The 13525-nt window shown below is 70.6% G+C and carries 16 protein-coding genes; 10 read left to right on the top strand and 6 right to left on the bottom strand.

Annotated features, from left to right (window positions below):
* Positions 1-7 precede the first annotated feature (7 nt).
* The 4 genes from recO to ACH4FH_RS22720 form a co-directional block, all read right to left on the bottom strand.
* Complete coding sequence (recO, locus tag ACH4FH_RS22735; RefSeq protein WP_398557698.1) at positions 8-754, bottom strand: DNA repair protein RecO; 747 nt, start codon at positions 752-754, stop codon at positions 8-10.
* Positions 755-934: 180 nt separating this feature from the next.
* Positions 935-1189, bottom strand: coding sequence for a hypothetical protein (locus ACH4FH_RS22730; RefSeq protein ID WP_398557697.1), 255 nt, complete (start codon positions 1187-1189; stop codon positions 935-937).
* Positions 1190-1312: 123 nt separating this feature from the next.
* Positions 1313-1540 carry a hypothetical protein gene (locus ACH4FH_RS22725; protein WP_398557696.1) on the bottom strand — a complete coding sequence of 76 codons (228 nt, stop codon included), beginning with the start codon at positions 1538-1540 and terminating at the stop codon, positions 1313-1315.
* Complete coding sequence (locus ACH4FH_RS22720) at positions 1537-1731, bottom strand: hypothetical protein (RefSeq protein ID WP_398557847.1); 195 nt, start codon at positions 1729-1731, stop codon at positions 1537-1539. The genes ACH4FH_RS22725 and ACH4FH_RS22720 overlap by 4 nt, the downstream gene beginning before the upstream one ends.
* Positions 1732-1849: 118 nt before the next feature.
* On the opposite strand from ACH4FH_RS22720, the gene ACH4FH_RS22715 reads away from it, so the two are divergent.
* From ACH4FH_RS22715 to ACH4FH_RS22680, 8 genes are all read left to right on the top strand, one after another.
* Positions 1850-2671, top strand: a complete 822-nt coding sequence (locus ACH4FH_RS22715) for a helix-turn-helix domain-containing protein (protein ID WP_398557695.1) — start codon at positions 1850-1852, stop codon at positions 2669-2671.
* A complete protein-coding gene (locus ACH4FH_RS22710) occupies positions 2668-2880 on the top strand; it encodes a DUF397 domain-containing protein (RefSeq protein WP_398557694.1) in 213 nt (70 codons plus the stop codon). The genes ACH4FH_RS22715 and ACH4FH_RS22710 overlap by 4 nt, the downstream gene beginning before the upstream one ends.
* Positions 2881-3105: 225 nt before the next feature.
* Entirely contained in the window at positions 3106-4626 is a 1521-nt protein-coding gene (locus tag ACH4FH_RS22705) for an ATP-binding protein (protein WP_398557693.1), read from the top strand.
* Positions 4623-5051, top strand: coding sequence for a roadblock/LC7 domain-containing protein (locus ACH4FH_RS22700; protein ID WP_398557692.1), 429 nt, complete (start codon positions 4623-4625; stop codon positions 5049-5051). Before ACH4FH_RS22705 ends, ACH4FH_RS22700 begins: the two co-directional genes overlap by 4 nt.
* Entirely contained in the window at positions 5048-5407 is a 360-nt protein-coding gene (locus ACH4FH_RS22695; RefSeq protein ID WP_398557691.1) for a DUF742 domain-containing protein, read from the top strand. The genes ACH4FH_RS22700 and ACH4FH_RS22695 overlap by 4 nt, the downstream gene beginning before the upstream one ends.
* Positions 5382-5990 (top strand): GTP-binding protein, encoded by a 609-nt coding sequence (locus ACH4FH_RS22690; RefSeq protein WP_398557690.1) that lies wholly within the window; start codon positions 5382-5384, stop codon positions 5988-5990. The genes ACH4FH_RS22695 and ACH4FH_RS22690 overlap by 26 nt, the downstream gene beginning before the upstream one ends.
* A complete protein-coding gene (locus tag ACH4FH_RS22685; RefSeq protein ID WP_398557689.1) occupies positions 5987-7405 on the top strand; it encodes a cytochrome P450 in 1419 nt (472 codons plus the stop codon). Before ACH4FH_RS22690 ends, ACH4FH_RS22685 begins: the two co-directional genes overlap by 4 nt.
* Positions 7330-8556: a cytochrome P450 gene (locus ACH4FH_RS22680; protein WP_398557688.1), complete on the top strand. Its 1227-nt coding sequence runs from the start codon at positions 7330-7332 to the stop codon at positions 8554-8556. Before ACH4FH_RS22685 ends, ACH4FH_RS22680 begins: the two co-directional genes overlap by 76 nt.
* A 115-nt stretch (positions 8557-8671) precedes the next feature.
* Here ACH4FH_RS22680 and ACH4FH_RS22675 read toward each other — a convergent pair whose 3' ends face one another.
* Together ACH4FH_RS22675 and leuA are read right to left on the bottom strand one after the other, a co-directional pair.
* Positions 8672-9376 (bottom strand): TerB family tellurite resistance protein, encoded by a 705-nt coding sequence (locus ACH4FH_RS22675; RefSeq protein WP_398557687.1) that lies wholly within the window; start codon positions 9374-9376, stop codon positions 8672-8674.
* Positions 9377-10012: 636 nt separating this feature from the next.
* Positions 10013-11791 (bottom strand): 2-isopropylmalate synthase, encoded by a 1779-nt coding sequence (gene leuA / locus ACH4FH_RS22670; RefSeq protein WP_398557686.1) that lies wholly within the window; start codon positions 11789-11791, stop codon positions 10013-10015.
* A 325-nt stretch (positions 11792-12116) separates the two neighbouring features.
* Between leuA and ACH4FH_RS22665 the strand changes: the two genes are divergently transcribed.
* Both ACH4FH_RS22665 and ACH4FH_RS22660 read left to right on the top strand, forming a co-directional pair.
* Positions 12117-13193, top strand: coding sequence for a M4 family metallopeptidase (locus ACH4FH_RS22665; RefSeq protein ID WP_398557685.1), 1077 nt, complete (start codon positions 12117-12119; stop codon positions 13191-13193).
* Between the two features lie 45 nt (positions 13194-13238).
* Positions 13239-13505, top strand: coding sequence for a protealysin inhibitor emfourin (locus ACH4FH_RS22660; protein ID WP_398557684.1), 267 nt, complete (start codon positions 13239-13241; stop codon positions 13503-13505).
* The last annotated feature ends 20 nt before the right edge of the window (positions 13506-13525 follow it).

Genomic DNA, 13525 nt, shown 5'->3' with positions numbered 1-13525 from the left:
GGCGGTGCTACTTCTCCACGTACCGGAGAGAGCGCAGGCCCCGCTCCAGATGCCAGTGCAGATACGCCGCGACGAGGCCGCTGCCCTCCCGGACATGCCGCGCCTCGCAGGCGTCCGCCGTCTCCCAGTCGCCGGTGAGCAGCGCGCCCAGGAGCCCGATGGCCTCAGAGGAGGGTACGACGCTCCCCGGCACCCGGCAGTCGCCGCATATGACGCCGCCCGCCGCCACCGAGAAGAACCGGTTGGGACCGGGCAGGCCACACTTCGCACAGGTGTCGAAACTGGGCGCGTAGCCGTTGACGGCGAGGGAGCGCAGCAGGAAGGCGTCCAGCACCAGATGCGGTTCGTGCTCACCGTTGGCGAGCGTCCGCAGCCCGCCGACCAGCAGCAGATACTGCTGTACGGCGGGCTCGCCCTCGTGGTCGGTGAACCGCTCGGCGGTCTCCAGCATCGCGGTGCCGGCCGTGTAGCGGGCGTAGTCCGTCACGATCCCGCCGCCGTACGCGGCGATCGTCTCGCTCTGGGTGCACAGCGGCAGCCCTCGGCCGATCAGCTCGCCGCCGCGCGCGAAGAACTGCACATCGACGTGCGAGAAAGGCTCCAGGCGCGCCCCGAACTTCGATTTCGTCCGCCGCACCCCGCGGGCCACGGCACGGACCCGTCCGTGGCCACGGGTGAGCAGCGTGATGATCCGGTCCGCCTCACCCAGCTTCTGGGTGCGCAGCACGATGCCGTCGTCGCGGAACAGACTCATGGGAGCCATTGTCCCGCATCGGCGGCCGGCCCCGATCGGCCGTCCCGCCCCGGCCGCCGCCCTGCCCGAGGAATCCGGTGACGGCTCCGGGCCGCACGGTGTTCGACGGATCGTCCACGACGCGCTCGGGACCGTACGGCTTCGTGAGCCCACGACGGGCGACTTCGATCATCGCGGTGATTACCCGTGGTTCAGCCAGAACAGGCCGCCCATGATCAGCAGCACCCCGAAGCCGACGACGGCGCCGATGCCGGGCCCGCGGCGTCGGGCCGCGCACCAGCCGAGCATGGCCAGGGCCGGCAGCCAGCCCGCCCCGTACGCGTACCAGGCGCCCGGCACCTCGCCCGCCTTGAACAGCACCCACGCAACCAACACGAAGAGCGCCGGCGAGGCCCATATGTTCCGCTCGATGACGCCTGCTCGGTGTTGCGACATTGACTTCCCCTCACGGTGCGGCCGCCTCCTCACGGGAGAAGGGGCCGCTGGTGGCGAACGCGCAATATCCTAGAAGTGGTTGACGAGGTCCCTGACTGCCCGCCTCAGACCGCGTCCCCTGCCTCAGACCGCCTCCCCTCTGCTGCGCGCGTTCAGGTACGCGGTGGCCGCGCTCAGCCGCTCCGTGACCGTCGCCGGGCGTGCGGCGCCCGCGGCGCAGTCCCACTTCCCGCCGCCCCCGATCGGCAGCAGCCGGAGGCGGTCGCCGTCGGCCGCCACGACCTTGCCGACCCGCGCGCTACGGGTGTCCATGACGAACGAGCCGAGCGGGGGGCGGTCTGCCGCGCTCACCGGTCCCCCAGGGCCTCTGTCAGCCGCTGCGCGACCGCGATCGTGCACCGCCCCAATTCCACGAGCGGCAGCATGTACTCATTCGCGCACGAGACGGGGTCGGGGCGCAGCGAAGGCAGCACGATGCCTTCGCGTGCGAGGGCTTCGCGCAATTCCTTCGTCGCACTTTCCACTGCCTTGATCCGCTGCATCACCGGTCACACTTTCCGTGAGAATTCCTACCGTTCGCATTCAGAGCGTGACGGGACGGAACTAGGCTGCGCAATGAGGTCAGCACTACAACTGGCGGGCAGGACAAGGGAGTCAGCCATGGCCAATGGTCAGCGACAGGCGGCGTGGGAGTTCTTCGGCTCGGAACTCAAGCGGCGAAGGGAGGATGCGGGCTTGACGCAGGACGCCTTAGGCCGCCGGGTATTCGTATCCGGCGGCTATATCGGTCAGTTCGAGCAGGCGATTCGTAAGCCGCAGTTGGATGTGGCCATCCGGATCGACGAGGCCCTACAATCCGACCGTTTTTTCGAGAGGATGTGGCGGAAGCTGATCGGCGCCTCGCCGTTCGAGTCTTACTTCGCGGCGGTGGCCGAGCTGGAGGCTCTCGCTACCGAGATCTGCGAATTCGAGCCCGTGCTCGTGCCTGGGCTGCTTCAGACAGCGGGCTACGCCCGCGCGCTGATGCTGGCGGCGGAGCCGTTCGAGTTGGACGAGGTCAGGGAGCAAAGGATCGCGACACGGCTGGCGCGAGCGCACATCCTCAAAGACTCTACGAAGCCGTTGTATTGGGCGATCGTGCACGAGCAAATGCTGCGGATTCCGGTCGGTGGAGCTGCCTGCATGGCCACGCAACTCGATCATGTCTCGGGCCTCGCACACAGCCACAGGGTGATAGTCCAGGTGATTGCGTCTGCCGAGGGGGCGCACGCGGCCATGAACCACCCACTGAGGCTCATGGAGTTCGATGACGCCCCGCCCACGCTCTATACAGAAGGGCTGTTTTGGGGCCAGCTGCTGGATGATCCGTCACTGGTGAAACACGCACGCGCGAAATACGATCTTCTGAGGGCCGCCGCACTGTCGCCGAAGGCGTCCCTGGCCCTGATCGACTCGGCGGCGGAGAGCTACAGGACGCCATGAGCAAGTACGACCTGAGCTGCGCCCAGTGGCGCAAGAGCAGCTACAGCAGCGCCGCCTCCGACAACTGCATCGAGGTCGTCGACGACCTCCCCGGTGTCGTCCCCGTCCGGGACAGCAAGGATCCGCTCGGCCCCGTGCTGGTCGTGCCGGCCGCGGGCTGGACCGCCTTTGTCGAAGGAGTCAAAGGCGGATCGCTGCGGGCGTCCTGACTCCGCCTCACCGGATCATCGGCCCTGCCATCCCCCTGGTTGGCAGGGCCGCATCACGTTATCGTCCGGTCATCGGGGGCGGAAGGTGACCTTCCGTACTTCTCCGTCGCCCCCGGGAACTGGCCCTCACGGGACGTCAACTCCCCGGTAGCATCCGGTGATGATCGGCAAACACGACGCCGTGACGGCCGGCCGACCCAGTCAGTACCCCACACGAGGATCTCGATGACATCCATACCGGAGGCGCTGTTGTGGTGCCTCAGCGCAGGTACGGCCGCCGCCGTGGTCCTGGCGGCGTTCTTGATCCGCGCATGGAAGCAGCGCGTCGATCTCAGAGCGCGCCTGACCTCCGCTGAGGAACAGAACAGCGCCACACTCCACAGCAACACGGAGTTGTCGGCCCGGCTTCGGGCCACCGAAGCCGAGATCCGGCATCTGGCCGGGGCTCGTATCCCCGACCTCACGATGGCGCTCGCCCACCCGCACGTGCCCGTACGGGGCCTGGTGGACTCCCGCTTCGCCGGGTCGGAGACCGACCACGCGCTGAGCGCGGTGCTGGACCAGATCAGCGAGGCGGTCACCACGGAGCGGCAGCGCGTCGACGCCGCCGCCCAGTCCACCCTGCGGGGCGCGACCACCACCATTCAGGCGCTGCTCTACCAGCTCCAGACGGCGCTCCAGGAGATGCAGCACCGCTACGACGACCCCAACGTCGCCCAGGACCTGCTGACCGCGGACTTCCTCAACGAGCAGGCGCTGCGCCGCGTCCAGGCCACCGGCGTGGTGTGCGGCGCCTGGCCCGGACTGACCCGCGAGGACTCCTACCTCGCCGAGCTGGTCGTCGGCGCCACCTCCCGGCTGCGCGGCTACGAGCGTGTCCAGGTCAGCAACCAGCTGCGCGACCCGGTCGCCGTCGTCGCCCGCGCGGTCGAGCCGATCGCGATCACGGTCACCGAGCTGCTGGCCAACGCGCTGCACCACTCGCACCAGGAACTGCCCGTCATCGTCACCCTCCAGCAGGGCAACCGCGGCGCCTCCGTCATCATCGACGACTACGGCGTCGGCATGCACGACGACGAGATCAAGCGCGCGACGGAGCTGCTGTCCGGCAGCGACGACGTGCTGCTGACCCAGCTCGGCGACCCGCCGCGGTCCGGTTTCGCGGCCGCCGGTCAGCTGGTGCGCCAGTACGGCTACGGCGTGCACGTGGAGTCGTCCCCGTACGGCGGTGTGCGCGCGGTCGTCTACATCCCGGGGGACCCCCTCCTCACCGTCCTCGACGAGAGCGCCCAGCCCATGTCCGTAATGGCTCCGCTGCCGCGCCGCGCCGGCGTGCCGGATCGTTCCTCCAGCATGCTCCCCACCGGAGCGACGGCGCCCGGCACCACGGCGCCCGCCACCACGGCGCCCGCCACCGCTGCGGACGCGGCCCGTGGTGCGGCCCCCGCCCGGCACCGCTCCCAGGCCCCCGAGCCCGCGCGCGCCGAGCCTGCGCGCGCCGAGGCACCGCGCGCCGAGGAACTGCCGGCAGAGGCGCCGCCCGCCGAGGGTGAACTGCCGCGCCGGCGCCGCCGTCAGCCCGCCTCGGAACTCGACCAGAGTGCCCCGCGCACCGAACCGAGCCCGCCGCGCTCCCCGGAAGAGACCGCCTCCCGCTGGGCCGCTCTCCAGCAAGGCACCGAATCCGGCCGAGCCGCAGTGCAGCCTGACCCCCCTCGCAGTCCTGAAGGGAACGCCCAGTCATGAACAGCCCCACCCGCCGCCGTGTCACCGAGGACAAGACCTGGGTGCTGGCACCCCTCTTGGAGCTGCCGCATGTTATCCACGCAGCCGTCATCTCCGGCGACGGCTTCATCGAGGGCTGCTCGCCCGGTCTGCAGCGCGACTCCGCCGAGGGTGTCGCCGCGATGATGTCCGCCCTGCAGGGCGCCGGCCGTGCCGTCACCGCGGCGTTCGCCGGTCGGGACGACGCCAAGCTGCGACAGACCGTCATCGAGTCCGACGAGGGCTTCGTCTTCGCCATCCCGGCAGGCGAGAACACCTGCCTGGCCGTCTTCTGCGCACCGGAGGTGAACATGGGCGTCGTCGCGCACCACATGCAGATCCAGGTGACCACGCTGGGCAAGAAGGTCATGAACAGCCCGGCGCGGGATCTGGGTAGCCCGGCATGACCCCGCGCCAGAGCAACAGGCGCCTCGTACCGGCCTATCTGGCGACCGGCGGACGCGCCCGCCCCAGCCGCAACACGTTGGACCGGCTCTCCCTGCTGCACAGCTCGGGGATGCCGGTCACCAGTGATGTACGACCGGAAGAGCAGCGGATCCTGGAGCTGCTCCAGCCCGGCGCGCTGTCTCTGGCCGAGGTCGCAGCCCACCTTCACCTGCCCGTCAGCGTGGTGAAGGTGCTGGTGGCCGACCTTGTCGATGCCGGCCGTCTGCACGCCCGTGTCCCCATTCCCGAAGCCGAGCAATTCGACCGGCAGATCCTGGAGAGGGTTCTCGATGGACTCCGCTCTCTCAAGTCCTGACACCGGCAACATGTACCTCTCCGGTGACGACCAGACGCTCGTCAAGCTCCTGGTCGCCGGGCCGTTCGGAGTCGGCAAGACCACGCTCATCCGTGCGCTCTCCGAAACTCCGCCGCTGCACACCGAAGAAGTCATGACGCAGACCGGCGCGGTCGTCGACGACCTCGCCGGCGTCCGGGACAAGACCACCACCACCGTCGCCATCGACTTCGGGCGGCTCACCCTCCCCGGGGACCTGGTGCTCTACCTGTTCGGCACGCCCGGACAGAAGCGCTTCCGGCCCCTGTGGGAGGACATCGCCCGCGGCGCGCTGGGCGCCCTCGTCCTCGCCGACACCCGCCGGCTGGCGGACTCCTTCGAGGTGATGGACATCGTCGAGGAGGCCGGCCTGCGCTACGCCGTCGCCGTCAACACCTTCCCCGACGCGCCGCAGTACGACGTCGAAAAGCTCCGCGACGCCCTCGACCTGCACCCCGAGACGCCGCTCGTGCTGTGCGACGCCCGCGACCGGGAGCAGTCCGTCGACGCGCTGATCGCGCTCGTCGGCCATGTCCTGGCCCACACGCCCGAGGAGAACCCGTGACCTCCCCGCAGCACCAGCCGGGCGCCACCCCGCCCCCCGGCTGCCCGGCCCAGGCCGTGCCCCAGCCGCCCCCGGGCTGCCCGGCGGGCGCCGTGCCGTCCCCGGCGGCCGGCCGCTCCCCGGCCCAGCCCGACGCCTCCGCGCCGGTGAAGCTGTACGGCCCGGACTTCGCCGCCGACCCGCACCGGTTCTACCGGCACCTGCGGCAGTTCGGCGCGCTGGCGCCGGTCGAGATCGCGCCGGAGGTGACCGCGTTGCTGGTCACCGACTACCGGGCCGCGCTGGACCTGCTGCACGACGACACCACCTGGTCCAAGGACTCCCGCGCCTGGATGCAGACCGTCCCGGCCGACTCGCCGATCATGCCGATGCTGGGCTGGCGCCCCAACGTCTTCTTCAGCGACGGCGCGGCGCACGAGCGCTACCGCGAGGTCATCACCGACGGCTTCCGCCTCGTCGAGCCGCACGAGCTGCGGGCCCGCGTCCACCACGCCGCGGACACCCTGATCCGGCGCTTCGGCGCGGAGGGCCGGGTCGACCTGATCGCCGACTACGCCCGGCTCATCCCGCTGCTGATGTTCAACAACCTCTTCGGGATGCCCGACTCCTACAGCGACCAGCTCATCGAGGCCATCGCCGGGATGCTGGAGGGCAACTCCCCCGAGGAGGCCGCCGCCGCCAACGCCGCGTACGAGAGCTACATCATGGAGCTGGTCGGCTCCAAGAAGGCGCAGCGCGGCAAGGACCTCACCTCGTGGTTCATGGACCACCCCAACGGGCTGTCCGACGAGGAACTGATCCACAACATCATTCTGACGATGGGCGCGGGCAACGAACCGCTCGCCAACCTCATCGGCAACGCGCTCGCCCGGATGCTCTCCGACGACCGCTACTACAACACCCTCTCCGGCGGTGCGCTGACCGCGCACGACGCCATCAACGAGGTGCTGTGGAACGACCCGCCGCTGGGGAACTACTCGGCCCACTTCCCCGTCCGGGACGTCTTCTTCCACGGCACCTGGGTGCGGGCGGGGCAACTGGTGATGGTGTCCTACGCGGCCGCCAACAGCCAGTTCGGCGTCGCGCCGCTGGAGCGGACCCGCTCGGGCAGCGGCTCGCACCTGTCCTGGGCCGCGGGCCCGCACGGATGCCCCGTCCAGCGCGACGCCCTGCTGATCGCCACCACGGCCATCGAGCGGCTGACCGCCTGGCTCTCCGACATCGAACTCGACGTGGACCGCGACGAGTTGGTGTGGCGCAACGGCGCCTTCCACCGGGCCCTCGCGGCGCTCCCCGCCCGCTTCAGCCCCATTACTCCCGACCAGGCAGGAGCTACGCCATGGGACAGCAGCCCGTCGTCATCGACCCCGTCGGAGCGGACATCCACGGAGAGGCAGCCCGCCTCCGCGCGCTAGGTCCCGCGGCACTCATCGAGCTGCCCGGCGGCATCACGGCCTGGTCCGTCACCAGCCACAGCCTGCTCAAGCAGCTGCTGACCGACCCGCGCGTCTCCAAGAACCCCCGGGACCACTGGCCGGAGTGGCAGCGCGAGGAGATCCGGGGCAGCTGGCTGCAGTCCTGGATCGGCGTGACCAACATGTTCACCGCGTACGGCGCCGACCACCGCCGGCTGCGCAAGCTGATCGCCCCGGCGTTCACGGCGCGGCGTACCGACGCGATGCTCCCGTGCGTCGAGCGCGTCACCTCCGCCCTGATCGACGACCTCGCGGCGGTTCCTGCGGGGGCCGTCGTCGACCTGCGCGAGGCGTTCACCCACCCGCTGCCGATGCAGGTCATCTGCGAGCTGTTCGGCATTCCCGAGGGCGAGCAGCGCACCGAACTGGCGCGCCTGGTCCAGGCCATCATGGACACCACGGCCACGCCCGAGCAGGCGGGTGCCACCGGGGCGGCCGTTCACGCGCTGCTCAGCGGGCTGGTCGCCACCAAGCGCGAGGAGCCCGGGGAGGACCTCACCAGCCTGCTGGTGTCGGCGCGGGACGACGAGGGTCAGCGGATGACCGAGCAGGAGCTGCTGGACACCCTGCTGCTCGTGATCGGCGCCGGCCACGAGACCACCGTCGACCTGCTCGGCAACGCCGTCCACGCGCTGCTGACGCACCCCGACCAGCTGAAGATGGTCCTCTCGGGCGCTTCGTCGTGGAACGACGTCATCGAGGAGACCCTGCGCTGGGCGCCCAGCATCGCCGCGCTCCCCCTCCGCTTCGCCGTCGACGACATCGACATCCCCGGCGGCCCCACCATCCGCAAGGGCGAGGCGATCCTGCCGGCCTACGCGGCCGCCGGCCGGGACCCGAAGCAGCACGGCGAGACCGCGTCGCACTTCGACATCCAGCGGCAGGCCACCGAGCACCTCGCCTTCGGCCACGGCGTGCACCACTGCCTGGGCGCGCCGCTGGCCCGGATGGAGGCCCGGATCGCGCTGCCGGCGCTGTTCGCGCGCTTCCCCGACCTCGAACTCGCCGTCCCCGCCGACGAGCTGGAGCCGACCGGCGGCTTCATCTCCGGTGGCCTGAGCAGCCTCCCGATCCGGCTGACCCCGGCCTGACCCGACCCCGGCCGCTCATACGCCGCGACCCCGCCACCGGCTCGGTGGCGGGGTCGCAGTGTCTTCGGGGTGCGTACCTTCGGGACGCGCGTCTTCGGGCGGGCGCGGCGGGCGGTCAGGACGGCGTGCGCGCCGCAGCCAGCAACCGGTTCGTGTCGGCCGGGCGCAGCATCAGGGCGGTACCGACCGTGGTGAGGACCTCGCGTTCCGCGGGGGTGTAGGAGCCGTCGGCGAGCGCGATACGGGCGGCCTGGAGGAGGACCGATTCCCGCCCGGCCGGGGCGAGGTGCGGGGCCAGCGGCTCCAGGGACTCGTGAAGCTCTATGGCCAGCGCGGTGCCGCACGGGTCGAGGCCGTTGGGGGCGCCGCCGCCCGTCACCGCGTCGTAGGTGCCGGTGAGCCGGCCGGTGTCGGCGGCGAGCGCGGCGAGGAGGGTGAGCAGCTGGTCCTCGGAGCAGTCCGCGAAGCCCGCCGCGCGGACCGTGGCGACGGCGGTGTCGCGTACCGCGCGGGAGGACGTGCCGCCGGCGGCCAGCAGGGCCAGCGTGACGGTGTGGACGGCGTCCCGGAGCATCGCGGAGAAACGGACGGTGGTGGGGTGGTCCAGCGCGTCCAGACCGAAGTGGCCCTGACAGGCGGAGCATTCCAGGACCGGGCCCGCGTCACCCCGCGAGATCAGGGGCACGCCGAGGAGGGTGAGGCGGCGGCGTCCCGTCTGCCGGAGGTAGTTGCGGTCCCCGCCGCACTCCGGGCAGAAGAACTCGCCGTCGGCGACGATCCGCCAGGACGTGCGCACGCCCATCACACACATCTTGTGCATCACGTCATCCTCCGTAACGCCTCGGCCCCATCGCCGCATTGGACGTGATGTTAGCCACACAGGTGATGTGGCGTCAGTACCTCGTACCGGACAACTGGCCGGATGGTGAAGGGCTCCCACCCTTCGGGGTGAGCCCCACGGGCCCGTTGACGCCCGGTGGAGGGCACCTGTCGGCGGGGGCCTCCGGCCTCGGCGCGGCGTCGGCGACTCCTTGCCCGGGGCCGGCGCGGGCGCCCCCGGCAACCTCCGACGCGACGGCCGCGCCCCGCGCCCGGACGCGGTCGCGCGCCGCCCCGGGCCTGGCCACCTGCGGGATTCCTGGTGCGGACGCTACGCACGGAGCTGCCGCGGGCCGGGTGGCGGCGGACGGTGAGAAGGCCGGCGCGGGCGTCAACCTGTTGCCTCGGCCGCCCCCTGCAAGCCTGTTGCAGTGCCCGGGCGTGGCTCCGGCCGGTCGTGGACGCCGGGGCCGGGACCGGGACGGGCGGCGCGGGAGGAGCCGCCGTCTTGGCCGGAAGAAAGACCGGAACGCACGGTGCCGCCGGCCGCCCGCAGCACGGCGCCCCCGCCGCTCGGTGGGAGCGGCGGGGGCGCCGGGAGAGCAGGACCGGCGGTGGGCCGGTCAGCGGGCCGGGATCAGCGGCCCGCGCGGTTGACCGCGGAGACGATCGCCTTGATCGAGGCACGGACGATGTTGGCGTCGACGCCGACGCCCCACAGCACCTTGTCACCGATCGCGCACTCGATGTACGCGGCGGCCTGGGCGCCGGCGCCCTCGCTCAGGGTGTGCTCGCTGTAGTCCAGCAGGCGCACATCCACGTCGACGGCGTGCAGCGCGTCGAAGAAGGCGGCGAGCGGGCCGTTGCCGCTGCCGGTCAGCACCGTGTCGACGCCGTCCACCACGGCTTCGACGGTCAGCGCGTCGGTGCCCTCCTTCGTCGTCGAGGTCTGCGCGGAACGCAGCGCGATCCTGCCCCAGGCGTTCTCGGGGGTGGGCAGGTACTCGTCCTGGAAGGTGGACCAGATGGCGGTCGGCGTGACCTCGCCGCCCTCGCTGTCGGTCTTCTCCTGGATGATCCGGGAGAACTCGATCTGCATCCGGCGCGGCAGGTCCAGCTTGTGGTCGTTCTTCAGGACGTAGGCGATACCGCCCTTGCCGGACTGCGAGTTGACGCGGATCACGGCCTCGTAGGAGCGGCCGACGTCCTTGGGGTCGATGGGCAGGTACGGGACCGCCCACTCGATGTCGTCGACGGTCTTCCCGGCGGCGGCCGCCTCTGCCTCCATCGCGTCGAAGCCCTTCTTGATGGCGTCCTGGTGGGAGCCGGAGAAGGCGGTGTAGACCAGATCGCCCGCGTAGGGGTGGCGCGGGTGGATCTCCATCTGGTTGCAGTACTCGCTGGTACGACGGATCTCGTCGATCTGCGAGAAGTCGATCATCGGGTCGACGCCCTGGGAGAAGAGGTTCATCCCCAGCGTCACCAGGTCGACGTTGCCGGTGCGCTCGCCCTGACCGAACAGACAGCCCTCGACGCGGTCGGCGCCCGCCATGACGGCCAGCTCGGCGGCGGCGACGGCGGTCCCGCGGTCGTTGTGCGGGTGGGTCGACAGGCAGACGAACTCCCGCCGGGAGAGGTTGCGCGACATCCACTCGAAGCGGTCGGCGTGGGTGCTGGGCGTGGAGCGCTCGACGGTGGCCGGCAGGTTCAGGATGATCTCGCGGCCCTCCTCGGGCTGCCAGACGTCCATGACCGCCTCGCAGACCTCCAGGGCGAAGTCCAGCTCGGTGTCGGTGAAGATCTCCGGGCTGTACTGGTAGCCGAAGATCGTCTCGTCGCCCAGGATCTTGTCGGCGTACTCGACGACCAGCCGGGTGCCGTCCACCGCGATCTGCTTGACCTCTTCCTTCGAGCCGCGGAAGACGACCCGGCGGAAGGTGGGGGCGGTGGCGTTGTACAGGTGGACCGTGGCGCGGTGGGCGCCGCGCAGCGACTCGATGGTGCGCTCGATCAGCTCTTCGCGGGCCTGCGTCAGGACGGAGATCGTCACGTCCTCGGGGATCGCGCCCTCTTCGATGATGGAGCGTACGAACTGGAAGTCGGTCTCACCGGACGAGGGGAAGCCGACCTCGATCTCCTTGTAGCCCATCTTCACCAGGAGGTCGAACATCTCGCGCTTGCGGGCCGGCGACATCGGGTCGATCAGCGCCTGGTTGCCGTCGCGCAGGTCGGTCGACAGCCAGCGGGGGGCCTTGGTGATGCGCCGGCTCGGCCAGGTGCGATCGGGGATGTCCACGGCCTCGTAGCTGCCGTACTTGCCGATCGGCATCCCCGAGGGCTTCTGAGCCTGAGTTGCGTTGGTGACCGGGGTGGGGCGACCGACGGCGTTCTCTGCCTGGCTCGACGGGTTCGTCATGATGCGTAGGGCTCCTCGTGTGTCCGCATGGGGTCCACCCTGCTCTTCAGAGCGGGAAGAGGCCGACGGGGCGAAAGATCGCAACACCGAACTCCGCGGGGAGGGGGTCGGCCTACGACTACAGGCCCTCGCCGCGGCAGCTAAGGAGAAGCAGCCCGAAACGCATGATGCTGAGCAGCGTAGCCGAGGAACGCGGCGAATGGTTGGCCCGTATCAGTATGCGGGACCGGACGGACGTAACGGTCGAAGTGCGAGCAACCACACGTTTTCAGGAATCTCGGCGGCAGGCAGTGACAGGAGCGTCACGCAATGCGACCGTTTTCCCATGGCTCTCACCACTTCGCCGGTCACGCCGGCCCACCCGGTCTTCTGCACCATCGTCCCCCCGCACATCCTCGACAAGCTGGCGCAGTCCGATGACCCCGCGCGACACGAGCCCGCCCGCCGCACCCTGGAGCACGACGCCGTACAGCGCACCAGGCGCCGTGAGAACGCCGCCCGCACCTTCGCCCCGGGGCGTCCCGCCGCCGGGGCCGACAAGCCCAACCGCACCATCTACGACGCCGAGCACCAGGAGACGCTGCCCGGTGCCAAGGTCCACTCCGAGTCCGACGGCCCCTCGCGCGACGCCTCCGTCAACCGCGCGCACGCCGGCCTCGGCGCCACCTTCGAGCTGTATCTGAAGGCCTACGGCCGGAAGTCGATCGACGGCGCGGGCCTGCCGCTGGACGCGACGGTCCACTACGGCGAGAAGTACGACAACGCCTTCTGGGACGGCGAGCGGATGGTCTTCGGCGACGGGGACAACGACCTGTTCCTGGACTTCACCATTCCGGTCGACGTCATCGGCCACGAGCTCACCCACGGCGTCACGCAGTACACCGCCAACCTCGCCTACAAGGACCAGTCCGGGGCGCTCAACGAGTCGATCTCGGACGTCTTCGGCGCCCTGATCAAGCAGTACGCCCTCGGCCAGACCGCCGACCAGGCCGACTGGCTGATCGGCGCGGGGCTGCTCGGGCCGAACGTCACCGGCACGGCCCTGCGTTCCATGAAGGCGCCCGGCACGGCGTACGACGACGACGTCCTGGGCAAGGACCCGCAGCCCGCGACGATGAAGGACTTCGTCGACACGTCCGACGACAACGGCGGGGTGCACATCAACTCCGGCATCCCCAACCACGCCTTCTACCTGGCCGCCACCGCGCTCGGCGGAAAGGCGTGGGAGCGGGCCGGTCAGGTCTGGTACGACGTGCTGACCGGCGGCGATCTCGCCACCGACGCCCGGTTCGCCGACTTCGCCGCTCTCACCATCGCCGCCGCCCGAGCCCGCTTCGGCGCGGGCGACGAGCAGGAGGCCCTGGTCAAGGCGTGGTCGCAGGTCGGGGTGACGGCAAAGTAGCGCGGCACCGGCACTTCCCGGCGCCCCACGGGGTAGGAAGCCGTCATGCGTATTGAGATCCGTCGCACCGGTGGCTTCGCGGGCATCGAGCGCCGCGCCGAGGTCGAGACCTCGGGGCGGCCCGATGCCGACGACTGGCACACCCTGGCCGAACGCTGCCTCGCCGCCGCCGACGACAGTCCTCCGGCGGGGGTGCCGGACGGCTTCAGCTACCGGATCACGGTGGACGGCCGGGCGGCGTACTGCTCCGACCCGCGACTGTCGGAGGAACAGCGGGAGTTGATCACGAAGGTGCTGAAGGAAGGGGCGTAGCGGGCCGGAGCAGCATCCCT

This window comes from Streptomyces sp. NPDC017993 (genome assembly GCF_044328065.1).
In the GTDB taxonomy this organism is placed as follows: Bacteria; Actinomycetota; Actinomycetes; order Streptomycetales; family Streptomycetaceae; genus Streptomyces.
The sequence above is the reverse complement of the archived record's forward strand: the minus strand, read 5'-3'. Positions and strand labels throughout refer to the sequence as shown.